Origin of the sequence: Streptococcus sp. bf_0095 (assembly GCF_004166885.1) — a bacterium.
Taxonomy (GTDB): Bacteria; Bacillota; Bacilli; order Lactobacillales; family Streptococcaceae; genus Streptococcus.
Map to the genome: position 1 here is coordinate 349,351 of NZ_RCYU01000002.1, position 24,107 is coordinate 373,457.

Annotated in this window: 20 protein-coding genes; all 20 read right to left on the reverse strand. The window is 44.1% G+C overall.

Annotated elements, in window-relative coordinates; translation table 11 throughout:
• Positions 1 to 9: 9 nt before the first annotated feature.
• The 20 genes from rnmV to EAI95_RS06455 all read right to left on the reverse strand — a co-directional run bounded on the left by rnmV (position 10) and on the right by EAI95_RS06455 (position 24,080).
• On the reverse strand, positions 10 to 594 hold the full coding sequence (rnmV, locus tag EAI95_RS06360; protein WP_173018618.1) for a ribonuclease M5: 585 nt from the start codon (positions 592 to 594) through the stop codon (positions 10 to 12).
• The gene (locus tag EAI95_RS06365) at positions 566 to 1,336 is read right to left on the reverse strand and encodes a TatD family hydrolase (protein ID WP_048715699.1); all 771 of its coding nucleotides are present in this window, start codon (positions 1,334 to 1,336) and stop codon (positions 566 to 568) included. Before EAI95_RS06365 ends, rnmV begins: the two co-directional genes overlap by 29 nt.
• A 122-nt stretch (positions 1,337 to 1,458) precedes the next feature.
• Positions 1,459 to 1,593, reverse strand: a complete 135-nt coding sequence (rpmH, locus tag EAI95_RS06370; RefSeq protein ID WP_003003086.1) for a 50S ribosomal protein L34 — start codon at positions 1,591 to 1,593, stop codon at positions 1,459 to 1,461.
• Positions 1,594 to 1,739: 146 nt separating this feature from the next.
• Complete coding sequence (locus EAI95_RS06375) at positions 1,740 to 2,384, reverse strand: hypothetical protein (RefSeq protein ID WP_048715697.1); 645 nt, start codon at positions 2,382 to 2,384, stop codon at positions 1,740 to 1,742.
• Positions 2,385 to 2,470: 86 nt separating this feature from the next.
• Positions 2,471 to 3,415 carry an RNA-binding cell elongation regulator Jag/EloR gene (gene jag, locus EAI95_RS06380; protein WP_129822513.1) on the reverse strand — a complete coding sequence of 315 codons (945 nt, stop codon included), beginning with the start codon at positions 3,413 to 3,415 and terminating at the stop codon, positions 2,471 to 2,473.
• Positions 3,416 to 3,430: 15 nt separating this feature from the next.
• The gene (locus EAI95_RS06385; RefSeq protein ID WP_048715693.1) at positions 3,431 to 4,246 is read right to left on the reverse strand and encodes a YidC/Oxa1 family membrane protein insertase; all 816 of its coding nucleotides are present in this window, start codon (positions 4,244 to 4,246) and stop codon (positions 3,431 to 3,433) included.
• 4 nt (positions 4,247 to 4,250) lie between these two features.
• The gene (gene rnpA / locus EAI95_RS06390; RefSeq protein WP_048690882.1) at positions 4,251 to 4,592 is read right to left on the reverse strand and encodes a ribonuclease P protein component; all 342 of its coding nucleotides are present in this window, start codon (positions 4,590 to 4,592) and stop codon (positions 4,251 to 4,253) included.
• A 106-nt stretch (positions 4,593 to 4,698) separates the two neighbouring features.
• The gene (locus EAI95_RS06395) at positions 4,699 to 5,394 is read right to left on the reverse strand and encodes a type II CAAX endopeptidase family protein (RefSeq protein ID WP_129822514.1); all 696 of its coding nucleotides are present in this window, start codon (positions 5,392 to 5,394) and stop codon (positions 4,699 to 4,701) included.
• A 110-nt stretch (positions 5,395 to 5,504) separates the two neighbouring features.
• Positions 5,505 to 6,422 carry a TDT family transporter gene (locus EAI95_RS06400; protein ID WP_129822515.1) on the reverse strand — a complete coding sequence of 306 codons (918 nt, stop codon included), beginning with the start codon at positions 6,420 to 6,422 and terminating at the stop codon, positions 5,505 to 5,507.
• Between the two features lie 142 nt (positions 6,423 to 6,564).
• Complete coding sequence (locus EAI95_RS06405) at positions 6,565 to 7,113, reverse strand: carboxymuconolactone decarboxylase family protein (RefSeq protein ID WP_023024535.1); 549 nt, start codon at positions 7,111 to 7,113, stop codon at positions 6,565 to 6,567.
• A 185-nt stretch (positions 7,114 to 7,298) separates the two neighbouring features.
• Positions 7,299 to 7,523 carry an accessory secretory protein Asp5 gene (locus tag EAI95_RS06410; protein WP_129269911.1) on the reverse strand — a complete coding sequence of 75 codons (225 nt, stop codon included), beginning with the start codon at positions 7,521 to 7,523 and terminating at the stop codon, positions 7,299 to 7,301.
• A gap of 1 nt (position 7,524) precedes the next feature.
• Complete coding sequence (asp4, locus tag EAI95_RS06415) at positions 7,525 to 7,713, reverse strand: accessory secretory system protein Asp4 (RefSeq protein ID WP_129822516.1); 189 nt, start codon at positions 7,711 to 7,713, stop codon at positions 7,525 to 7,527.
• Positions 7,706 to 9,061: an accessory Sec system glycosylation chaperone GtfB gene (gtfB, locus tag EAI95_RS06420; protein ID WP_129822517.1), complete on the reverse strand. Its 1,356-nt coding sequence runs from the start codon at positions 9,059 to 9,061 to the stop codon at positions 7,706 to 7,708. The genes asp4 and gtfB overlap by 8 nt, the downstream gene beginning before the upstream one ends.
• Positions 9,045 to 10,559 carry an accessory Sec system glycosyltransferase GtfA gene (gtfA, locus tag EAI95_RS06425; protein ID WP_129822518.1) on the reverse strand — a complete coding sequence of 505 codons (1,515 nt, stop codon included), beginning with the start codon at positions 10,557 to 10,559 and terminating at the stop codon, positions 9,045 to 9,047. Before gtfA ends, gtfB begins: the two co-directional genes overlap by 17 nt.
• Before the next feature lie 10 nt (positions 10,560 to 10,569).
• Positions 10,570 to 12,945 carry an accessory Sec system translocase SecA2 gene (secA2, locus tag EAI95_RS06430; protein WP_048715680.1) on the reverse strand — a complete coding sequence of 792 codons (2,376 nt, stop codon included), beginning with the start codon at positions 12,943 to 12,945 and terminating at the stop codon, positions 10,570 to 10,572.
• Positions 12,946 to 12,991: 46 nt separating this feature from the next.
• Positions 12,992 to 13,447: an accessory Sec system protein Asp3 gene (asp3, locus tag EAI95_RS06435; protein ID WP_129822519.1), complete on the reverse strand. Its 456-nt coding sequence runs from the start codon at positions 13,445 to 13,447 to the stop codon at positions 12,992 to 12,994.
• A complete protein-coding gene (asp2, locus tag EAI95_RS06440) occupies positions 13,444 to 14,988 on the reverse strand; it encodes an accessory Sec system protein Asp2 (RefSeq protein WP_129822520.1) in 1,545 nt (514 codons plus the stop codon). The genes asp3 and asp2 overlap by 4 nt, the downstream gene beginning before the upstream one ends.
• 1 nt (position 14,989) lies before the next feature.
• A complete protein-coding gene (asp1, locus tag EAI95_RS06445; protein ID WP_129822521.1) occupies positions 14,990 to 16,567 on the reverse strand; it encodes an accessory Sec system protein Asp1 in 1,578 nt (525 codons plus the stop codon).
• An 8-nt stretch (positions 16,568 to 16,575) separates the two neighbouring features.
• Complete coding sequence (gene secY2, locus EAI95_RS06450) at positions 16,576 to 17,790, reverse strand: accessory Sec system protein translocase subunit SecY2 (protein ID WP_129822522.1); 1,215 nt, start codon at positions 17,788 to 17,790, stop codon at positions 16,576 to 16,578.
• Between the two features lie 290 nt (positions 17,791 to 18,080).
• Complete coding sequence (locus tag EAI95_RS06455) at positions 18,081 to 24,080, reverse strand: accessory Sec-dependent serine-rich glycoprotein adhesin (RefSeq protein WP_129822523.1); 6,000 nt, start codon at positions 24,078 to 24,080, stop codon at positions 18,081 to 18,083.
• Positions 24,081 to 24,107 lie beyond the last annotated feature (27 nt).

The window sequence follows — 24,107 nt, forward strand, 5'->3', positions numbered from 1 at the left end:
ATCTCTTTTTTAATAACTAGCCATCGTTTCTTCAACTTGTGCCAAACAAATCCCAAACAATTCCAAGCGTTTGAGCAGTTGTTTGCCATTGCAGTAGCCGATGCGCAAGGCTTCTCCTAAATATTCCCGTCGTTTGCGACTGTCACTGCCCATCAGCAGGCCGAGTCGCATCAGATCTGACTTGGTAATATCAAAGAAATGCTCATCTTCATAGGAGCCCACCAGTCCAGCAAGGGCTTTTTCTAAGTCTTCAAAGCTGGCATGCTCGACTCCCAAGGAACAGCCCTTGGTTTTTGATTTGGGCACTGCTTCGCCACGATTTAAAAAGGCATGCTTGGCCTGCGGAATTTCTTGCATGATGATCTTACGAATGCGCTCCCCATTGTAATCCGGATCCGTAAAAACTATGACTCCACGCAACTCCTGCAAGGTGGCAATTCGTTCTAGGTCATCCTGATTAATGGCGGATCCACGTGTCTCATAGGTATCCACCTCATAATAGCGTTTCAGATTGGCCGTATCGTCCTTGCCTTCAACAACAATCACTTCTGGTATTTTTCTTTTCTCAGTCAAGGCCAAATACCTTTCTCGCATTGTCATAGGTGGCTTGAGCTACTTCCTCTGTCGTCAAACCACGTAGTGTTGCAATATGATCCACTACATATCGGGTGTAGGCTGTTTTATTTTCCCGGCCTCGCTTAGGAACTGGTGCCAGATAAGGGGCATCTGTCTCAACCAAGATCTTATCGAGCGGAAGGCCAGTTGCCGCTTCTTGGACATCTGTTGCTTTCTTAAACGTGACCACTCCAGAAAAAGAGATCATCATTCCCAGATCCATGAAGCGCTTAGCTTCCTCTAAGCTTCCTGAGAAAGAATGCATGATCCCACCGCGCGGACCCACTCCTTCACTCTTGATAATGGCATAGGTATCTTCAAGAGCATCACGCGTATGCACTACAAAAGGCAAGTCCAAGTCCTTGGACAGTTGGATCTGACGACGAAAAACCTTTTCTTGAACGTCTTTTGGTGCTGTCATCCAGTGATAGTCCAGACCGATTTCTCCTAAGGCGACGACTTTAGGATGTTTCAACTGTTCCAGTAGGTAAGCCTCTACCTTAGGACTATAGTCTCCTGCCTCGGTAGGATGCCAACCAAGTGTGAGATAAACTTCCGGGTACTGGTCGGCCAAGGCTATTGCTCGTTCGATGGTTGGTTTGTCAAAGCCAACAACATTGTGGGCAAAGACTCCCAGCTCTTTAGCTAGTTCTAATTCCTCTTTTTCTCTCCCTGCAAACTCTTCAACGTTGAGGTGAGTATGGGTATCAAAAATTTGCATATGGATCCTTTTCTTCGATTTTTTCTCACTCTATTATAACAGAAAGCCTAGCTGAATACACTTTTGGCAAAACAAAAACCAGTAGTCTCGAGTTTCTACTGGTTTTTAGTTTTTTATCTGAATTACGCAGCCAAAACTTTGCGTCCTTTACGACGACGAGCTGCCAATACGCGACGACCGTTTTTAGTTGCCATACGGTGACGGAAACCATGTTTGCGCGCACGACGAAGTTTACTTGGTTGATAAGTACGTTTCACGATGAATACCTCCTCATAGATTTTGTATTCGTTTAGCCGGCTATAATGTGATCAGTTACTAAACATACTTTACTATTCTATCTGATTCACGTCTGTTTGTCAATAGCTATGAAAAATTTGTTGGGGCAGGTTCAATGATACCGCTTTTATTGGGCATCTCCTTCTATCCTTTGACGAGTCGCTTCATAGTAGGGAAGCAAGCTAGCCATTCCTTTTTTTAATTCCTCAAGAATGGCATCTCGACTCGTCGCTTGCGATAGATTGACATCGACTTTTACCAAGACCTTTCGGACCTGGCCAGTTTCCACACCTTTGAGAAGTCTCTGGCGATTGGCTTCTGTCCCTTGGAATCGTTGACTGACACCTTCTATTTGGGCGAAGTAATAGACTGGCGAAAAAACCGGAAGAGTTAAAACGCGGTTCTGCTTTTGTAGACTCTCCTCATCCTTCTTGCGTTCGATAAAACTTACTTCCAGGGACACACCAAAGTCCTTCGCATCTCCATAAAGTCGCAAGGCAAACATCGGATCCGCTATCTCTCCCTCTCCTTGGAGATAAGCCCAAAAATGAGGGCGAAGAATTTGAGCTTGATTCATCCACTGACTGGTCCGATCTTGTTTTAAATGCGGAAAGAGCTTCTGAAAATCGCTGACCAAGTGGGTGAATTCCTGCCGAGCTTCTTGCCCTAACTCGCGATACTCTACCATTCGCTCTGCATCCTCACCAGCTTTAGCAGGGGCTAGGTACTTGATCCCCTGACAATTCAAAAAGTCTCTCATCTTACTATACATTTTTGTCTTCCTTTCCCAAATAGAAAAGGAGAGAGCAAGCTTACACCCCTCTCTCCCTTTTGAAATTTTCCTTTTTAGACGGCAGATTAACCTTCAATATCGACGACAACGTAACGATTTGGTTCTTCTCCTTCAGAATAGCTGGTGACTCCATCCATTTTCGATACGATGCGGTGGATAATCTTGCGTTCGCTATTAGACATTGGGTCTGTATGTTGCGCTCGACCTTCTTCTAGAGCACGACTTGCCAATTTTTGCGCATAGCTTTGAAGGACTTCTGCACGGTGTTCAACATAATCATTAACGTTGATCGCAATGTAGAAATTCTTAGAATACTGATTGTAAAGGTAGTTCTGTGCCAACAATTGAAGGGCCTTGAGAACTTTCCCGTGGTAGCCAATGACACGACCTGGCTCATTGGTATCAATCTGCATATTGATAGTGCGACGGTTGTAGCTGCTTGAGATGCTAGCTTCGACATCCATTTCATCAATAACAGTTTGAACATACGAAGTGACATCAGAGACAACCTTTTCAATGTCATAGCTTTCTTCTACTTCAATGCCCAAGCCAGCAAAATCAGACGTTTGGCGTGACTCAGCTTCGTTAAGACTTGAATCGAGAATCTCTCCATGACCTTGTTCTTCAAGAATGGTTTCAGGAGCCTTCTCATGTTTGAGAATCTCAGCCTTCACTTCTTCAGAAACTTCTTGGCCTTCTTCTTCAACTTTCTTAATCGCTGCTACCACGCGCCCCAAATCAACAGTCTCTTCACTGACACTCTTGACAGGTTCGTTTTGAGCATTAATTTCCTCAGGAACTCCCTTAACAGCTTGTTGATTGGCTTTTGTCACTGTAGTTTCTGCAATTGGTTCGATGTCTACCACAGCTGGCTTCTTACCAAAGAGACCGAGGAACCCTTTCTTTTCACGAGAAACGACAGTAATATGTGCTTTCATGCGCGGGATATCTAATTCTTTCAAACCATTTTGAATGGCTTCTTCAACATTGACTCCTTTATATTGGACCATCTGTCAAACTCCTTCTTAGTTTTTCTTTTTCTGTGCTTTGTTAAATGCACGTCGTTTTTGTTTTTCTAGATCTTTGATTGCCTGTTGCTCTGCTTCACGCGCCGCAATAATCTTAAATGGATTGTTCAATAGGTAAGTTTGCCCAACTTGGTAAGCATTGGAAACTACCCAGTAGAGAGCAACCCCGCTGGCTGAGTACATAGCGAAGAAGAAAATCATCACGGGCATCGCATACATCATGGCTGTCATTCCACCATTTTTTTCTGGCATGGCTTTGTTGCTCAACCAGGTGCTAAAGAAGGTGAAGACGGCTGCCAAAACTGGCAAAATAAAGGTTGGGTCTGTTGCGCTCATATCCAACCAAAGAAAATGACCGACTTTTAGGAATTCTACCCGACTCAAGGCTTGGAACAAGGCCATCAAGACTGGCATTTGTACAAGCAATGGCAAGAAGGCAGAGGAAGTCTTGACACCTTTTTCTTTGTAGAGGGCCCGCATTTCTTCTGACATGCGAGTGCGGCTTTCCAAATCCTTCCCAGGATACTTGGCCTGGATTTCTTTTACAAGTGGCTGAATCTCCTGCATTTTGCGCGAGGAGGTCATTTGGTATTGGAAAACTGGCAAGAGAATGGTCCGAATCAAGAGAGTGAAGAGGATAATCCCGACTCCGATGTTTCCCCCAATAGAAAGGAAACGAATGACTTCTGCAAAGAAGTAAACGAATTTTTCCCAAACTCCTGATGATTGGGAAGTCACTTCAGACGTTCCACAGGCTGTTAATAAAAGGAGGGCCCCTCCGAGTAAGCTAGCTACTTTTAGTTTCTTTTTCACGTAATTACCTTTCCTGACGATAGACTTGCGCTAATTTTAATACATGGACTAGATTTTTTTCGACCTGATCAAAATCCAGTTCTTCAACTCCCTTTCGAGCAATCACAACAAAATCATCTGCCACAAGATGATCCTGGTGCTTCATTAAAACATGACGAATCAAGCGCTTGATTCGGTTGCGTGTCACAGCATTTCCTAGTTTTTTACTCACGGATAAGCCGACACGGAAATGGGGCTGCTCTTGTGGCAAACGGTAGATGACAAATTTTCTATTTGCACAATTCTTGCCGCTTTTAAAAATGGCATTGAAATCTTTTTCTCGCTTGACACGATAGCTTTTTCTCAAACTCCCACTCCCTCTTTTAAATTTATTCTATTATACCATAATTTCAAAAAAAACCAACGACCTTCTGGCCCTTGGTTTGAAGCCTCCACCAGTGCCGTCACAACGACTAGGAGAAGAGATGCTGGATGGTTGATAAGATGATGGGTAAGCTATAAATGAAGTTCAGCCCGATATGAGCAAGGATAGGATAATACAAGGAGCCCGTCTTTTCATTCAATAATCCAAACATCAGGGCGGGGATGGTATAGATCAAAAAACTCAAAACAGTAAAAGGATGGTGAAGTAATTGAAGTCCACTATAGATAAGAGCTGGCGCCCATACACTTGCATAGAAGGGCCATTTTTTAAAATAGGCTTGGACGAGTGCTCCACGAAAGATCAATTCCACGGTCATCGGTCGGATGATGACCACTAGGACAAAAAGGATGAGAGAGCCTAAGGCTTCCAAGGTTACCGGAAAAGAGTGATAAATAGCTTGACGTCCTTTGGTGAACCCACTGAGAAAATAGTCCAGCCAGTAGATGGCACAGCTGGAGAATATAGTTGCGTAGATAGCGGGAAGGAATTGTTTCTTCTTCGCCCACTGAAAGACCGTACGTGGACTATACTTCTTTACCAATGAAAAAACAAGCATCAAATAACCTGCCTCTAAAAAGAGAAGGGTCCAAAAATAGCTAAGGGCTTGGCCGACTTGGTTGCTGACTAGTTGGGCCAACTCGCGAAATTGTGGCCGAACCAAGATATAGAAAACCAGTAGTAAAAGTGGATAAAAGAGCTTGGCCTTTGTCTTTATAAATTTCATACATTCCTTTCGAAGGAGATTAAAAATGATTTATTGCATCTTACCATAATCATTCCTAGGATTCAATTAGAAAGTAAACCAAAAAAGGTCGAGACAACCGTCTCTGACCTCTAGTTTCTATTGGAATACTCGTTCTCCCCTTTTCTGTAAGTCACAAAGCCTACAAGCACAGACACAAGAATGGCTAGACACAGAATGGTTTCTAACCAGACAAGGGGCCTTAACAGAGAACTGTGCAATAGGCCTTGGGCCATTTTCAGGGAAGTAGCTGTGATGACCGTTGGGAAGGTTAAGGCTGAAAAGGCTGGTTGAAAGCCCTCTTTTAACATCTTAGGCAGACGCGTTAAAACGAAGAAATAAAAAGCTTGCGAGAGTCCGACCATGATGGATAACAGCCAAACAGGTAGACTGGCTCCACCCACACGAACCAGGGCCGCTAACAGAAGAGAAAAGGGGGCACAATAGATGCCTTCTTGCCCTAATAAGTGGCTCGGTAAAGGGCTGGTTTTCAACCCCTGATAGATTAGTGGGTAAAGAATCAAGGTTAAGACAAAGCCAAATCCGAGAGTCAGATAGGCTAGCTCAACCACCCCTACCACTGGGTAGGTCAAGGCAGCAACAGCAATCCCCACATAAAGAACGGTCCAACTAGGGGTGGCATTGGCTCTCGGTTTTGCCAATATATGGGTCTTGGTAAAGTAGAAGATCAAGCCACAATCTAAGAGGAAAGCAGTCCACCAAACTGCCTGGGCGAGTCCTCCAAATGTCGGAAAGAGTCGTAAGAGATAAGTCGATAGAATCATCCCAGCCATGGGGAAGGTCGCCATCCCAGATAGAAGGGCCGGCTCTTGTAGTTCGATCTTGGTTTCTGACCAGTAAATCAGATGGTGACATAAAAAGAAAACCCATAGGATCAAACCCGTCAAACTGAAGAAATGAGCCAGAACTGGGAAGGTATCAGACAGAAGGTTTCCAGCCCCTGCTAAACCTAACAGGCAGCCTGAAAATGCTAAAGGAATCTTTTTCATCTTGATCTCCAATCATTTTATCGCTTTCAGTATACCATAAAAGAGAAGGAAGCATATCAAAAAAAGAAGTAGGTATAAAAGCTACTTCTCATTTCCTTATTGTTAAGCTCAACTCCATCATGTCACGCACAAGCTTTTTTGGTTACGCGTAGGGTTGCAATTCTGGGTTGATGGGTGTGTTGGCTAGGTTATTGGCATAGTTACAGAGGCTAGCTAGACTCACACCTAGCACCACATCCAAAGCATTTTGGTGACTATAACCTGCTTCCAAAAATTCAGCTAAAGCTTCATCCCCAACGCGCCCCTTGGTATTGATCACAGCCAAGGTGAATTTAGCCAAGGTGTCCAACTTCGGATCAGTTTCGATTGGAGTACGATTGCGAAGGGCTTGAAGAAGGTCATCGTTCATTTGGATTTGCTTGATCGAAAAGGCTGTATGACCTGCCACACAGAAGGCACAACCATTGGTCACCGCTGCAGTGATTTGGACCACTTCACGTTCAACTGGTGTCAAACTGTTGCGGCGGTTAATCGCACCGACTGTACGATAAGCTTCCAAAGCTGTCGGTGCATTTGCTAAAAGACCGATGAGATTCGGAATGTAGCCGTTATTATCTTTTTGGACGGTTTCAAGAACCTCTTTTACCTCTTCTGGTGCTGTCTCAACTGTATGAATCTGGAATGTTGTCATAAATGTACCTCTTTTTCTCTTGGTGACACTTAGTCTATCATAGAAATGGAAGCTTGAAAAATATATATTTCATATACCTTCCATAAAAAATAGTTATCACCAGGAAGAAAAGATTGAGACATGCCGATCCCACTTCTGCTCCCATTCAAAGCCTCTCCTTCAAGAAAAAGGTCCTTCCTATCCTTCTAAACCCGTGCAAGGAGCAGATAGATAAACAAGGTTAAGAAGAAGAGAACACTAACGATCAGCGTCGCTAGTTTGATCCCTCGACGGGCTAGCCAATAGCTTGGCTTCCCTAAGTTACTGGTCGCATCTGTTGACAGCGATTGTTGTTGCCGAGGTTGAAACATCACCAACAAGATTAGACTGATCGATAGAAGAAAAATCAGTACCACAAATAGCATTTCCATTTTAGCCTCCAAATACTCGGAAAAGGCTGAGCAACACCCCCAACAAGATAACGAGGCCGATGACGACATTTAAAGTCAGGTTGACGTTTTCTGAGCGCGTTGCTTTCTCTTTTTCTGCGGATCGTCGCTTCAGCGCATTCATCCGTCCTTCTACTTCTTTATAGAACAAGTCCTTCTTCTGATCAGACATCTCTATCACCTATCCCTTCTTGGAATCTCGAACGAAACTCTTCCTGTTCGATCGCGTTAGACTGTGCAATTTGATTTGAAACTGCGTGTCGGTAGTTCTCTATTGATTGATAAACTTCTTTGATGCGTGCCACGAGTTCGTCTTTTTCTCCTTGCCTAAAGACATTTTCTTGAGCAAGATAAGGCGGGTCATGTAAGGTCTGTTCAAAGCCTAGGATCAGCTGTTGGTGCTCAAAGGCCTTACGAACAATTCCCTGTACCTCCCCAAAATGATTGATATCTAGATAGATACTGGATTGGTGAAGGAGCTCCTTGATCCGTTTCTGGCTAATATTCTGATACAAGACCAAATTGGGGTAGCGGACCAGAGACATGAGTTCTGGTGACATTTCTGTCACAGCAGCAACTCGGAAGGTCACATCCGGTAAGTGCTCTAACAAATAAGGCAAGGCTTCAATCTGATCTGAATTTGTTAATACAAAAGCATCCTTGCGAATATCGTCTTTGACAGCAAAATCATAGATATAACCAAGAGGGGCAAAACAATCCTTTTGCTCTGGTGATACCAACTCTAGGGCACGGCGATAGGTCTCCCTTTGAGGGATGAAAATCTTCTTCGTCCGTATCTCTGGGCTATTGAGGATCAGTTGCATATTGCCTGGCAGACTATCCTGTAATGGCTCTTGCCAAACCAAGACATCCCGGCCTACCAGTCCCATTTTGCCAAGTTGCAAACTCAAAGCAAAAGACTGAGCCAGCGTATTAAAGAGCACTTGATCCAGAGCAAATCCTCGGTATTGGACATAAAAGACGTAGAAAGCTAGTCGATTTTTGAAAATCCGCATGGGCTCATGATCCAGCGTCAAAATCAGATCACCTGTTTGATGATTTTCTGTTAGGCGTTCCATCTCTTCTTCAAAGTAGGTGGTTAACAAGGGATTGCCCTGGCCATCACAAGTGGTCACCGCTATTTTTCGACCGTATTGGTCATAGTGATCCACTGTGCTTACTTGTCCCTCTTGATGGAACCACTCTACCCGTTCGACGATTCGTTTATGAGTAGCATCTTGGTAATAGATGCGTGCTTTTTCTTGGCCGTAGTAGGAAATCCGTCCACCAGATGCATCACCAGTGATTTCCCAAAAATCAGGGACTAAAATTTCGTTAAAGAAACGCCCCCGTTTTTCACCTGTCGGTTGACCTAAAAAGTAAAGAAAGGGCGACTCTACTCCATCAGGTAAAAAGCCATTCGGTTCCAAGACGATCGTTGGATGCGTGTAACCTGCTCTTTGTAAAGAATAGAGCAGATCTTGGCTTTCACGCGAAAACCGATCAAATACGTTCAGCATGGGTCACCTCCTCAATCAATTGAGACCAAGCTTTTTCAACCTTACTGGTTAGAAAATCTTCTGCACGCGCATAAGATGCTTGACGCATGGATGGCATCTTTTGGCTCTGGTATAGCAAGCAGATCATTTCAGCAAAGGACCTCGCTATCCTGTCCACAACCTGGTCTGGTTCAGTCGGAAGCAGGTAGCCATTTCCCCCATCTCTAACAAAGTTCTGATTGCCATAAGGCACATCAAAGCCAATGATCGGAAGACCAGAACCAATGGCCTCCATCAAGGTCAGACCAAAGCCTTCACTGGTAGAAGCCGAAAGGTAGACTTCATAATCTTTGTAAATATCGGTCAAGTCCATATGGCCTTTGAGCTGGATATAGTCCGTCGCTCCTAACTCTTCAATCAGTGATTGCAACTTACCTTCCTCTCCGCCTTTTCCATAAATATCAAAAGAAAGGGACGGTAGCTCTTTTTTTGCTTCGACAACTGCTCGAACTAACCAGTCGATGTGTTTTTCTGTCGCCAGACGCGAAGCAGTCATCAGAGAAAAAGGTTTCCGAGAGTCGTTTTGCGGTAGACTGGCGAGACTTCCTACCGGAATAGTGTAGATAGCAGGAGTATGAGGGGTATATTTTGCAAATTGCGCTGCTAAAACTTCCTTTTGGCGATCGGTTGCGACAATAAAGAAGTCCACCTTGTCCGCATTAGTAAATTGGTAATCGTAATAATTGTTCCACAAAATATATTGATCATCGGTATGATTGACACTATAGTGCTCCGCATGGACCACGACTCCTAGACGAGCTTTTTGGGCCTCTTCAAAAATAGGTTGGCCGATGTCAGTCTCCCGATCCAAAATCACTAGATCTTGTTTGGTCAAGTTGAGACTTTGCATAAAGTAGCGAATCAATTCCTGCCGGCCCAGGAGATAACAATCTGGAAAACGGTAAATCTCCTGACCATCTGCCAACTGCATCCGATAGGCCACACTTCCATCTTCATTGTAGAAACGTCGTTCAATCAAGTTGGCTTGATTATTTTTAGGGATGAAGTACTCTGTACAGTAGCGGGTATAGGAAAAATAGTCTTTTCTGACTAGAATTCCTCTGGAAACATACTCACAGCGCTCTACATAGGGACTCTTTTCGTCCCGAAGATAGCAGGTCAAAAAACTGTCTTGGTCTTCATAGAAATAGCGCTTCACCTTCCCTGTGGTCTCTTCTCGCGTTGGCTTCCCAGCGAACCCAGCCAGGACTTGATCCACCGTATAAGTGGTTGGCGCAATTTTGATATCCGTAAAATGAGTGTAGAGCCATATGATTTCATGGTCTTTAAATCCAATATTCTCTGTTAAGTGTTGAATATTGTCTGCTAATATCATATCCATAAAAATAAATTTTGCAGGTTCTTGGATCTGTCTTAGCAACTTGGCCCGATAGGCTTGTGCATACTCGACGCCACTACTGGCCCATCCAATCCCAAGATTGATATTGTATACTGTCATAAATCCTCTTTTATGGGAAATACAGGACAATTTCCCCTTTTGTATTGATTTCTACTCGACTGAGTAAGAGATTGCGAACCATCTGCTCTTTTGCCAATGCCTTCATCCGATCAAAAGATAAAGAGGCTTCTTGGTAAAATTCGACCAGTGGATTCTTTTGACTGGCGTACTGACCAGACAAGGCCACACGTAATTGTTGCAAATAATCCACTTGTTCCACCCAATTTTCGTCAATAGCTTTTAAGAGCACCATCCGTTGAAACTGAGCAATTACCTCATCGGATTCCAGCCTTTGATATTTAGCAAGCAACTCCGAGCGGGCTAGCTCCCAGAGGAAATCCTCTTTTGCCTGCTTGGAAGGAAAGGCTTGATGGATCTGAGCAGGATTAACCTGATAGCTGATATGATCTAAAATATAGTGATAGAAGGCAATCGGGTCTTGATACTTTTTATTTTTAGCCACTTGGGCAAACACTTCCCGAGCAATTTTCTCGATTAGTCCATCCAAACGTCTGTCCAGCCTGATCAACCGATCCCGTTCCTTATAAACCAAATCGCGTTGAATGTTCATACTCTCTGCGAACTCCAAGGTCAAGCGACGACTAGCTTGCGCAGCACTTTCACTCGCATCCTGAGCTTGAGCGACGATGCGTTGGTATTTCCTCCGGGTTAGAGGTTTGGCTTTTCGAAGTCGATCCTCTACGTCGTAATCTTGATACCTATCTTGGATCCAGTTTGGTCCCCAGTGTTTGATTAAATCATCCTCCAGAGAGACAAAAAACTTGGTTTTTCCAGGATCTCCTTGACGTCCTGATCGTCCTCGAATCTGGAGATCTATCCGGCGATTCATCATCCGCTCCGTCCCGACGACAAGCAAGCCACCTAAGGCAGCTACACCCTGCCCTAATTTGATATCTGTCCCCCGACCTGCCATCGAGGTCGCAACGGTCACTGCACCTTTTTGACCAGATTCAGCAATAATCTGCGCTTCACGAGAAGCCTTATTGGCATTCAACAGATTATGGGGAATTCCTTCACGAAGGAGAAGGTTTGAATACAAGACAGACATCTCAACTGAACCGGCAAAGATCAAAATCGGGTTTCCCTTTGCATATACTTCTTTGATGTAGGCCATAGAAGCATAGACTTTTTCTGGCAAGGTCTGGTATATCTCATCTGGAAGATCCTGCCTAATCCGTTTTCGATTGGTTGGGATCTGAATCACTGACATGGCATAGGTCTCCAAAAATTCAGCTTCTGCAACCTTTCCGGTTCCCGTCATACCGCCAAGTTTTTGAAACATCTTGAATAAATTTTGGTAAGTAATCGAAGCCATGGCCCGTGTCTCTGGTGTCAAGGAAAGTCCTTCCTTAGCTTCAAGAGCCTGATGAAGTCCCCCTTGAAGACGAGTCAATTCCATAAGACGCCCCGTTGCTTGATCCAAAAGGACAAGCTCCTGTTCTCCTTTTTTATTCGAACGGACGACATAGTCCTTGTCCCTTTTATAGTGTTGATGTGCTTGTAAAGCCAGACTAATATGGCGGACAAGATCACGGTGCTCAGGATCATACAAATGCTGCAGGGATAGAAAAGCCTCGGCTGCTTTTACACCTTTTGGGGTCAACCACACCTGTTTCTTGTCCCCATCAGCCTTGTATTCTTCTCCTTCTTTGAAGGTTCGGATCAAGGTGTCTACAATCCCATATAGATTGGACTGCACACGAGGAGAGCCCGAAATCACTAAGGGTGTCTGAGCACTATCCAATAAGATAGAATCGATTTCATCTACAATCGCATAGTTCAAATTTGCCAGGAATTGGCCATCAAGTGAGGCGGTTAAATTTTCTGAAAGATAATCAAAGCCCAAGCTGCTATTGGTGGTATAAACAATGTCAGATTGATAGAGCGACCGCTTCTTAGCTGGGGAGAGTTCGCCCTCAGTATCTTGAAGTGGAACTCCGACTGTCAAACCTAGAAAACGATAAATCTTACCCATTTCTTCCGCATCACGAGTTGCCAGGTAAGTATTGGGGGTAATCACCATAACCCCCTTCCCTTCTATTGCATTCAGGTAGGCGGGCATGGTTGCCGTTAGGGTCTTTCCTTCCCCGGTTTCCATCTCTGCAATATTTCCTTGGTGGAGGACGATCGCTCCCATGACTTGAACATCGTAAGGAAACATCCCCAAGACTCTCTGAGAGACTTCTCTCACGACTGCATAAGCTTCTGCTAGCAAATCGTCTAGTGACTCTCCTTGTCGGAAACGACGGCGGAATTCCTCTGTCTTTTCTTGTAACTGCTGGTCTGTCAACTGGGACATCCGATCTTTCCAGCTATTCACCTCATTTAAGATCTTTTTTATTTTTTTCAATTTTATAGAATCCACTGGGTCCTCATTTACTATCCATCTGCTTGATCTATATCAGAATAACTCATTGTTCAGACGAAATCGGTGAAATTGTGAAATAGCGAAAGGTAAACTCTTGCATCCCTGCACTGAGGAGACGCACTTGGTAAGAATAAGCTTGCTCTGGATATACCAACTTAACTTGCCCTTCTGTACTGACCTGCCGGTCCACTATCTTGCCAAAACGATCCTGGCAAACAACTTCTAGCATAACCGTATGAGCAGGCCTAGAAGTCATCTGAACTTCAACTACATAGGTCCGGCCTCTCTGTAAAAGTGGCAGACTGGGTGGCATCCGATCCTCCCCATAGCTTGTGAGGGATTTCCAACTTTTTAAGACTTGACCAGAAGGCATCAAAGGATTCGTAAATCGAATCTGATCTTCTGCTAATCTTTCTATCACAGACCCCCATAAATAATCAACTGAAGAGATCGGCCCCCAATAAAGGTGACGATCTTTTTGCTTTCTCATCCTAATCATCCACTTCTTCCAAAATCTCTTTCCATGATTTCTTTGTATTGGGTCAAGAACCACTCGATGATAGACTCCGTTGCATCATTGTGGCGACCCGGGCGACTTGAACTAATGATCCGAATAGGCTGGTGATAAAGAGCTTCTAAAATATCCGAATAAGCCTTCTGGTCGTAGTCATCGTCCCTCATATAAGCCAAGGCTAAGAGGGTATCCTTTAACTCTGCCTGATGGAATCGATCCCAAAAACGCTTGTTCAAGGCCTCTATCCCTTCACTTGACACTCGACCAAGAAGCAATTGCATCATATCGAGCGAGGTTCCAAATTCATCTGGCCGTTTAAACTTCAGATTGGCAGCTACATCCCCAAGGTTGACAATCGGTTTCCCAACCAAGATCGCATGAGGTGAGTAAGAGGATCCATAGTAGAGAGCTCCATAAGTGCCCATCGATAGACCTGAAAAGTTCAATTCTTTGGGACCAAATCCTAAGGATTGAAGATGGTGATCGATAAAATCCTGAATCTTCTTTTCCAACTCCGGAGAGCCTAGATAGAAGCATCCCCCCTCTAGACGTGGATCCGAAAAGAGAATAAAGGGCGCTCCCATATTTTTCATCATGGCAAAGCCTTCAAAGCCCTCTGCAGGACGATAACCGGAGAAATAGACATTCAGAGGTGGCTTCAGGTCTCCTGGATGGAAATAAGCAAAAATTTCCTGACGCTTGCTGTCTCTGAGAGTCTGCGAACCAAGAGCAATTTCTCCAAAAGGACCATGGGAGAAGCGCTTGTGCAAAGCACCGATTATGAGTCGCCCCTGGCCCTTCGCTTCTAGTGAAAAGGATAGGTAATAACGATCTGGCTCGTCAATCAGAACCGGCCTTTCCAAATCTGCTTCTGAATAAACAAGCTCCTTCACTAAAGATCCCAAGGTCCCACTCTGGAAAAATTGGACCCGCAACTGGATCTGGCAGTCCGGCGTTTTCTCGTACTCTAGCCATAGATCCGTAGGAATGACCCCATCATACGAATAGGTGTTGATCCACTGGGCGATGGGGGTATATTCTTCTCCATATGAACCCTCTAACTCCAAAAAGTGTTTCCCTCTGACCGTTTGACTGCCTGCAAAGTCAGCTCTAACTCGTAACTCTCTGACACTAAAGGCATCCCCATACTGGCCGTCATAAAGGAAACGATGGAGTTGATAGAGAAAGGGAGCCTTATCGGAAAAATCCCAAGCCTTAGCCTGAACCAGTTGCATCAAATGATCCAATTCTTCTGTAAATGACTCTTGATCATATACTTGATCATAAAATACAGTGTAGGGCTGAAAGAAACCCAGCTCTTCTTTGAAGCTCAATAACCTCTCAGGATGATCCAGCACCAAGGCCTGGAACTCCTTGATGCCTTGCTCCGCCATGTAGTCCTCTATCTGTAGAGGGGTTTGGATAGAAAAATAATGCCAGTTCAGACCTTCTGGAATTGTCACTTCTTCCTGCCAATTTGTAGGTCCAATTTGAAGAATATGGCCTGTTTCCAACTTCCTGTCCATCCTAGTTTTTCATCCATCCTTCCCATTTGGCGATCAAGCGCTGGCCTGTGTATTCTTGGATCTTTTCGACAGAATAAATCAGCGCTTCATTCCACGGTTTCAGATCTCTAAGGAAATAGTCTATCGCTTTTTCTAGCTCTTCCTCCATCTCACCCAAGACATATCCATTTTTTAAATGGTCTACATACTCCGTATGGGTACGATTGATCTGAGGGATTCCTGCCGAAATGCCTGCAATTTGTGTATACAGATTGGGTTCCTCACTTACGTCTACTATTAAGCGAGTCTGTTCTAATTCTTTGATGATATCATTCTCGTTAAAGAAATTTCGAACCTTATAACGATCTTGCTTCTTTTCAAAGAGAGAGGCATCTTCGAGGAGGTGGTTTTCTCCCAGTTCTCGAGAATCAACCTGAACACCTAGAGAAGCTATCCCCATCTTGCTAGCCAAGTCTTCTAAGTGATGATCCAGTGCCGCTACGGTTTCATCAGAAGCATTGTAAATCGCGAAAATGACCTCAAACAAGGGATTTTTCGCTAAGATTTCAAACATTTTCTGTAAAACGGATTGAGAGGGGAGATCCTTTTCATCCAGGTGGAAAAAGATTTTCGACTCCTTCCTCTCCTGACTGCTTCCCAATCTCAGCCGTGAATCAAAGGACGTCAGGCGATGGATCTTAGAAGCAAGACTTGGAGCAAGACCAAGCAAGTCCTGTTTCGTTTTTTCACTATCCGTTATCACCAAGTCAACCTCTTTTAAAGAAAAATGAAGCGACGAATCTTCTTGAGATAAGGGCTGGCGTTGCCCATAAAAAGAAAGAACCTTTGAAACACCTAGTCCCACTTGTTGGACAAAGGGTAGATTGACCGGATGGGCTGCAATCACCAGACGATCTTGACCCGGAACCAGGTCTCCTAGGTTGGCTTTCATTTTTTCAGCAACCACTTCTCCCATGTCCGGATAGGTTTCTCGATTGAACTGCTTCTGAAAGGCTTCATTGACAAAGACCATGTGGCTAGCATCTGTTAACAACTCTCTCAAGACCCAGTCACCTTCGGGGGTTAGATAGTCTTGAAAATAGGGACGTCCCTCTTTGTAGTATATAAGACTGGAAATAAAGCCTCGGTCATCCAGATACTGCACATAAACCGTTTCCTTATCCTTTACCCGTCTCACTGAGAGGATATTCCCGTCTACCCCCAGATCGATACTAGCAATCTCCTGGCCGCGACAGAACGCCACTATTTGAAAAGGCGTATAAGTAAAGCTTGTGTGAGCAGGCCATTCCAAATCCTCGACCTGAATCGGAAGCATCTCTTGATGAGGGGAAATCCCCTGAATGTGATCAAAAATCGACAGATAATCTGTTTCTAACAAATCTTGCCGATGGAGGTCGTAACGCAATTGCGGGCAATAGTGCGGAATCACTAATTTCCGCTCCACTCCCGCTTCCTGGAAGACCCGAAGCTGGTGAATAGTCTCATCAAATTCAATCGTAGCTTGCGTCCAATACCAAGGCGTCACCCTACTGTGCCAAATCCGCTCACTGCCATACCAGGCTGGTATAAAGTAATACATAACAACTCCTAAAACAATCTTGTATAGCCTTGGTTCACGCGAAGGGCTCGAACTTCCTCTCGGATGGTCGACATCATCCCCACAAACATGAGAAAACTCCCTGGAATCATAGCCAAACGCAGAAGTCCTCTATCCCAGAGCAGAAGAAGGAAAGGCAATGCTGTAAACAGAATTAAATAAAGTGTCCCAAAGACCGTTAAGCGAAAGACAATTCGATTGATGTACCGACGTGTCTCTTCGCTAGGATAAACGAAATCAATATACTCTGAGTTTTTCATCATCTTGTCCGCAATTTCTTCCCCATTGACCGTCACAAAGGCAAAAGCAAAGGACAAAATTGCTATCATCAGACCGTAGAGCAGGATCCAAGCTGGCGCTCCTATTACCAACTCCTTTGCGATACTGGCAGCCCATGACGCACGGGGATTGATAGCTTGGACCAGCAAAAAGATATACTGCGGGATAGAAACCAAGGTCATGGCATACATAAAGGGCATCCCCCCAGCTGGATTGAGCTTGACCTCTAAAAAGGTGTGAGGTTTCAAACTATTATGAATCCCCAGCTTATTCACAGGGATCCGATAGCGAGCATACTCGATGCATACGACCATGAAAATAAATCCTAACAAGAGAGGCATTAGAAACAGGAGGCTGTATGCTGAACCCCCACTCTTTGACAAGGTTCCAAAGACATCCTCTGGCAAGTACAGGAGCATCCCCGCCATCATGATGACAATAGAATTCCCCAAGCCTAGGGCCGTATTTAAATCAGCTAACCAGACCAAGAAAAAGGTTCCTGCAATCATTATCAAGGCATTGAGCGAGACAACTAGAAGGGGGCTCAGATCTGTTTGTAAGGGGAGATAAAGAGAGATGGCCAGAGATTGAACAAGAGCAAGAGCAAGTGTCAGGTACATCTTCCGTCGTTCCACAAGCTCCGAACTGGTCCTCTCCAGGTTATACCGTTTAGATACTGTAAACAACCGCCACAAAATCATGGAAGACATCCAGGGAGAAAGTCCAAGAGCGAAGATGGACATGCCACGAAGATTTCCACCCATGATAGCACTCGTCAACTCCAGACCCCTTGCAGCACCTTCATTCACATTTAGAACCTTTGCTAGGTCTACAAAGGGCAAGGTGATTTTACTTCCTAAAACATAAACAAAAACGAATAGGATTGTCCAAAATAATCGTTTCCTAACTCCAGATTGTTTCATCATATCCTGCTCTTCTACTCCCCCTTCTTTCGAATGCTTATCCTAACTAAGTCCTCTCATCAAATTTGACCATTTCACCTAAACGATCTCTGATCTATAAGAGAAAAAAAGTTCTTCAGAAGATGATCTGAAGAACCACTATTCATCTAGCTTTTCTCCATTCATTATACCATATTTCACTAGGCTTTTCACCCGACATTCTCAAAGAAAACCGACAAATCCACTCATGGATCTGCCGGTATATCAGAAGAATCGAAAGAAGCAAATTTTCAATTTAAGAAAGATGATTGTATTTACTTTTTACGATGGAAAAATGAGGCCAAGCCTGCAAAGAAAGCTACTACAAGCGTGATGAACAGCTCACGTGACGTCACTCCTAGAGAGTCCGACGTCGATTTGGCTTCAGAGACAGAAGCAGCCGATTTCTCGCCAGAGGAGCTCATCTGAGGAGTCGCTTGACTTTGTGAATGGGATTGGCTTGCCGAGCTAGAGGTAGAACGACTCGTTGAAAGAGAAGTCGATTCTGAGGAGAGCTGGCTTGCTTTTAATGAAACAAGTGTGCTCGCTGGCTCCTGAAGACTCGCCGAAGCAGACCCGTACACCACTGTAGATTCGTTTACTGCATTTGAAGCCAAGGCAGAAGCGGATGACCAATTTGATGCCTGTGACATAGAATGAGTAGACGAAGTCGATCTATTTGTAGAAGTCGAAGACTGATCAGAAGCACTCGTTTGATGCGATGCTGAAGCCAATTCAGAGGTTTGTTTGTTTGAAGCAGATTCGGATGGGCTTGCTAAAACAGACGCTGAATTCAAGACTGATTTTGATGCGCTTGCTGACGCGGAAACGGATGCTGAAGTCAACTCAGACACTGATGCAGACTGAAGCTCAGAAGATTCCATTTGAGCTACAGATTCTGATATGCTGGTTGAAACTGACTCTGAGATTGAAGCGGATGCCAATTCAGAGGCTTGTTTGTTTGAAGCAGATTCAGAGGCACTGATTGAAACAGACTCAAAACTCAAGATAGATTCTGAAGCTCTTGCTGACGCGGAAACGGATGCTGAAGTCAACTCAGACACTGAGGCAGATTGAAGTTCAGAAGATTCCATACGAGCTACAGATTCGGATGTGCTGGTTGAAACTGACTCAGATGTTGATGTCGACTCTAACTCAGAGGCTTGCTTGCGAGAAGCAGATTCTGATGCACTTTCTGAAACAGACGCTGAATTCAAGACTGATTCTGATACGCTTGCTGACGCTGAAACTGATGCAGAATTCAAAACAGACTCTGAACTACTTACTGATACAGACTCACTAGTTGACACTGAATCAGATGTTGATGTTGAAACGGAAATGCTGATTGATTCAGAAGTCAACTCAGACACTGAGGCAGATTGAAGTTCAGAAGATTCCATACGAGCTACAGATTCTGATGTGCTGGTTGAAACTGAATCAGATGTTGATGTTGACTCTAACTCAGAGGCTTGCTTGAGAGAAGCAGATTCGGATGTACTAATTGAAACGGATGTTGAATTCAGGACTGATTCTGACACGCTTGCCGAAATCGACGTACTTGCTTCTGAAGCACTTATCGATGATGAAGTTGACACGCTAGTTGATTCCGAAATCAACTCAGATACTGAAGCGGATTGAAGTTCAGAAGATTTCATACGAGCTACAGATTCTGATGTGCTGGTTGAAACTGACTCTGATGTTGATGTCGACTCTAACTCAGAGGCTTGCTTGCGAGAAGCAGATTCAGAGGCACTTGCTGAAATCGATGCACTTAATTCTGACACTCTTGTAGATGCTGAAGTTGACACGCTAGCGGATTCCGAACTCAACTCAGATACAGATGTAGACTGAAGCTCAGAAGATTCCATTTGAGCTTCAGATTCTGATGTGCTGGTTGAAACTGAATCAGATGTTGATGTTGACTCTAACTCAGAGGCTTGCTTGCGAGAAGCAGATTCGGATGCACTTTCTGAAACAGACGCTGAATTCAAGACCAATTCAGATACGCTGGCTGACGCACTTGTAGATGCTGAAGTTGACACGCTAGCGGATTCCGAACTCAACTCAGATACAGATGTAGACTGAAGCTCAGAAAATTCCATTTGAGCTTCAGATTCTGATGTGCTGGTTGAAACTGAATCAGATGTTGATGTTGACTCTAACTCAGAGGCTTGCTTGCGAGAAGCAGATTCGGATGCACTTTCTGAAACAGACGCTGAATTCAAGACCAATTCAGATACGCTGGCTGACGCACTTGTCGATGTTGAAACGGAAACGCTGATTGATTCAGAAGTCAACTCAGACACTGAGGCAGACTGAAGCTCAGAAGCTTGTTTGTTTGAAGTAGATTCGGATGTGCTTGCTGAAGCCGAAACGGATACTTCCGATGCTGATAACGAACTACTTACCGAGATGGAAACAGACTCCAACTCAGATGCTAGCTGGCTTGAGGTTGACTCAGATGCACTTGTTGAAACGGATGCTGAACTCAAGATAGAATTAGATGTACTGATTGAAATAGACTTAGACTTCAATTCCGATTCGGATGCGCTGGCTGAAACTGATGCACTTGATTCTGACACACTTGTCAAAGCCGAAGCTGAAACGCTTGTTGATTTCGAAGTCAACTCAGACACTGAGACAGATTGAAGTTCAGAAGATTCCATACGAGCTACAGATTCTGAAGTACTAGTTGAGACTGAATCAGAGGCTGAGGCTGAGGTTGAAGCCGATGCCAACTCAGATGCTAGCTTGCTTGAGGTTGACTCAGATGCACTTGTTGAAACTGACTCAGATGCTGAAGCGGACGCCAACTTAGATGCTTGTTTACTTGAGATTGATTCAGATCTACTTACTGAAACGGACTCGGAACTCAAGACAGATTCTGATGCGCTACTTGAAACGGATTCAGAAGTTAAGACTGATTCTGATACACTTGCCGAAATCGACGTACTTGCTTCTGAAGCACTTATCGATGATGAAGTTGACACGCTAGTTGATTCCGAAATCAACTCAGATACTGAAGCGGATTGAAGTTCAGAAGATTTCATACGAGCTACAGATTCTGAAGTACTTGCTGATTCTGAAACGGATACTTCTGAAGCTGATACCGATGCACTTGCAGATTCCGATGCAGACAAGGAACCACTTAATGATTCGGATGCTGACTTCTCTGAAATAGATAAAGAACTACTTGTTGATGCTGAAGCAGACACCTCTGAGACTGACAACGAGCTACTTGCTGATTCTGAAACGGATACTTCTGATGCTGATAACGATACACTTGTCGAAGCGGAAGAAATCGACTCTGATACAGACAAGGAGCCACTCAATGACTCAGATGCTAACTTCTCTGAGACTGACAATGAACTGCTTGCTGAGGCCGAAACGGATACCTCTGAGGCTGATAGCGATGCGCTTGCTGATTCTGAAACGGATACTTCTGATGCTGATAACGATACACTTGTCGAAGCGGAAGAAATCGACTCTGATACAGACAAGGAGCCACTCAATGACTCAGATGCTAACTTCTCTGAGACTGACAACGAGCTACTTGTTGATGCTGAAACGGATACCTCTGAGGCTGATAACGATGCGCTTGCTGATTCTGAAACGGATACTTCTGATGCTGATAACGATACACTTGTCGAAGCGGAAGAAATCGACTCTGATACAGACAAGGAGCCACTCACTGACTCAGATGCTAACTTCTCTGAAGCAGATAGAGAGCTGCTTACCGACGCTGAGGCTGAGACCTCTGAATCATTCTGCAAATTAGACTGAGAAGAAGATAACGATTGAGATTCGAGTTCCTGTGAAATAGAAAAACTATCTGATACCGAGTCACTACTTGAGATTGACTCAGATAAGGACGTTGATTGACTATCCCACAGAGAAACAGCTACAGACAGAGATTGAGACTCTGAAGCAACTACCTGTGAGTTGCTTTCTGAGTATGAAAGACTATCCTGTGTTGACATCGAATGAGAAGCTGAATAAATGAATGATTGAGAACTCAATTCAGAAGGAGTCATTCTTCGGTAATAGTAATTCACACTCTTCAATGGCCAGTAGCTAACCCTGGTCGAAACCGTATGATAAAACTTAGAAAATCCGTCAGCACCTTGAAGGGATGCATCGTCACCCACAATATGGCCACCACTAAGCTGTGCTTGATTTTCTGGGGCGGAAGTATATGGTTTACGGAAAGAATATTCCTTACCCGTTTTTTCATCCGTATAGCTCTCCTTCTCTGTCAAGGAGAACCAACCTGAGATTTTTAACTTAAAGTTTTTTCCATCTGAAAAATCGGGAGTGACTGTAAGAGAATAATCCTCTTTCTTGCTTTTTACCTCTCGCGTCTCAAGATTTTCAAAGGTTTCATTCCAATGATCATTTCTAAAGGCCTTTTCGTAGACTAAGGTATAATTTGCAAGGTCAAATACTGTACCGTTATCACCTTTCCGGTAATTTCTCTGTTTGGAAGGATCCAAGACATAGTATTTTAAGGTGAAATCGCCATTTGGACTCGTCACTTCACGGACAAGTTTAATATAATGGTCTCTTGCCCCTCCCCAATAAGTATCTACATTCTGTTCTCCAACCTTCCTAAGATCAAAGACGCCAGACATTTTATTCTGATGATAGTCTACTAGTGGAACTTGAACAAAACCATCCAATTGTCGAGCAGCTGAAGCTGTGTACTCCTGACCTTCAATACCAACCTGGGCATAAGAGGCCAAAACAGTTTCCCTGCCAGTTGGAACATAAGCTCCTCGCGAGAATTGTCCTTTGTCGTCAATGAGCTTATAATAGGTGACATGTTCAGCACTTCGTGATGGAACAATGGATGCTACTGTCGATGGTGCATAAAGACCTACATTTTTAGGTTCTAGCACATCATAAAGCTGTTGAATCATAAATTTAGGAGTCTGGTAACTTACACTTTGCATCCGTATAACTCCAGGTTTCCCATCATCATAAATTGAGTAAAAGACCCTGTATTGGCGGTTTGTATCTGAACCAACTAATTCCTTTGGTAAATCAAATTCAACTACACTATTTGCTTTAACTGTTTGAGCATAAACCTCCGTACCACTAGACTTTTTAACCAAGCGGAAGTATACGTCAACACCTTTAGGAGTAGTTGAACCAATCGAGCTACGATCGACGGACAAGGTTGCATAATAATCCAGAGGATCCGGCTTCACTCGATTAACGAAATCCCAAATAGCAAAGGTATAGCGCGTCACATCATGATTTTCAGAAAGAGATTTGAGACTCTCAGGATCAAGATGTGTTACAGATTTATCTAAATGCGGGTCCTTTTCTACTCCTGCAAATTTCAAAGCAGCATCTTCGATATTAGCTCCATTTCGATCATCCAAATTAGGAGTAATATTGGACAACTCTTTAGAGTCTGTAACGGTTTCATAAATCGGTGCCAACTGAGCTGCAATGGCAGGTTTGCCGTTTACACTGCTATTCCCTACAAAACCTGATGCTTTCAGAGCAAGCATCAGCTCGTCAACAGACTGATTTAAGCGTTGACGCTGACCCACATAAGCTTGCGTCCCTACATTTTCATGAAGCAACTGAGTACTGGTTGATAAGTCGGTTTGCACCTTAGCGATAGCAGCTGAAAGAGCTGCTTTTTGATCCGCATTTGTAAGATTTGAGGCATAGTTTTCGGCCATTTGGGTCAACAAGGTCGCTTCTGATAGATTCTGTTCTAGACCAACCTTATCCGTTGCACCTAGAACCCTTTCGGTCGTTTCCACGCTTGACTCTGATGTCGTCGTAGCTTCTGAAGCAGATTCGCTCAGAGCCACAGTAAGGCTCTCAGAACCGTGCTCGCTTAAAGAGACTGAAGCACTTGTCGATTCAAGACTTTCTTCTGACATTGATCTGGCATCAGAAACAGATCCAATCACTAAGCTATTGGCCTCTGCTAAGGTCTCTTTCTGTAATTCAGAAGTTGTCACCACATCAGTTCCTGCTTCATCCGCAAAAGCCGTGTTGATAATGGAGGTAGCACCAGCAGCTGCTCCCGTCGCCAATAAGCCTTTCAGTACAAATTGACTTGTAGAACGGATCCCATCCCGCTCCTTATCTGACTTCGTTACAACTCTTGTTTCTACTTCTCCACGAACAATTTTAAATAAACCTAAGGTAGAATTTTCTGAACGAACCCAGTGCTTCCCAGACTTGATTAACTTGAAACGAGTCGTTCGATCCATCTCCCTAACTTTTCCATTCAAACGTTTAAAAAACATGAATATCCCCTCAACATTATAGTCATT

Coding starts and splice junctions, on each gene's coding strand:
- asp3 (WP_129822519.1), bottom strand. CDS start 13,447: ATGATTAGGATGAGAAAGCAAAAAGATCGTCACCTTTATTGGGGGCCG.
- asp4 (WP_129822516.1), bottom strand. CDS start 7,713: ATGTCTGATCAGAAGAAGGACTTGTTCTATAAAGAAGTAGAAGGACGG.
- EAI95_RS06405 (WP_023024535.1), bottom strand. CDS start 7,113: ATGACAACATTCCAGATTCATACAGTTGAGACAGCACCAGAAGAGGTA.
- EAI95_RS06395 (WP_129822514.1), bottom strand. CDS start 5,394: ATGAAATTTATAAAGACAAAGGCCAAGCTCTTTTATCCACTTTTACTA.
- asp2 (WP_129822520.1), bottom strand. CDS start 14,988: ATGGACAGGAAGTTGGAAACAGGCCATATTCTTCAAATTGGACCTACA.
- gtfA (WP_129822518.1), bottom strand. CDS start 10,559: ATGACAGTATACAATATCAATCTTGGGATTGGATGGGCCAGTAGTGGC.
- secY2 (WP_129822522.1), bottom strand. CDS start 17,790: ATGATGAAACAATCTGGAGTTAGGAAACGATTATTTTGGACAATCCTA.
- EAI95_RS06455 (WP_129822523.1), bottom strand. CDS start 24,080: ATGTTTTTTAAACGTTTGAATGGAAAAGTTAGGGAGATGGATCGAACG.
- asp1 (WP_129822521.1), bottom strand. CDS start 16,567: ATGTATTACTTTATACCAGCCTGGTATGGCAGTGAGCGGATTTGGCAC.
- EAI95_RS06410 (WP_129269911.1), bottom strand. CDS start 7,523: ATGGAAATGCTATTTGTGGTACTGATTTTTCTTCTATCGATCAGTCTA.
- EAI95_RS06375 (WP_048715697.1), bottom strand. CDS start 2,384: ATGTATAGTAAGATGAGAGACTTTTTGAATTGTCAGGGGATCAAGTAC.
- jag (WP_129822513.1), bottom strand. CDS start 3,415: ATGGTCCAATATAAAGGAGTCAATGTTGAAGAAGCCATTCAAAATGGT.
- EAI95_RS06365 (WP_048715699.1), bottom strand. CDS start 1,336: ATGCAAATTTTTGATACCCATACTCACCTCAACGTTGAAGAGTTTGCA.
- rnmV (WP_173018618.1), bottom strand. CDS start 594: ATGCGAGAAAGGTATTTGGCCTTGACTGAGAAAAGAAAAATACCAGAA.
- gtfB (WP_129822517.1), bottom strand. CDS start 9,061: ATGCTGAACGTATTTGATCGGTTTTCGCGTGAAAGCCAAGATCTGCTC.
- EAI95_RS06400 (WP_129822515.1), bottom strand. CDS start 6,422: ATGAAAAAGATTCCTTTAGCATTTTCAGGCTGCCTGTTAGGTTTAGCA.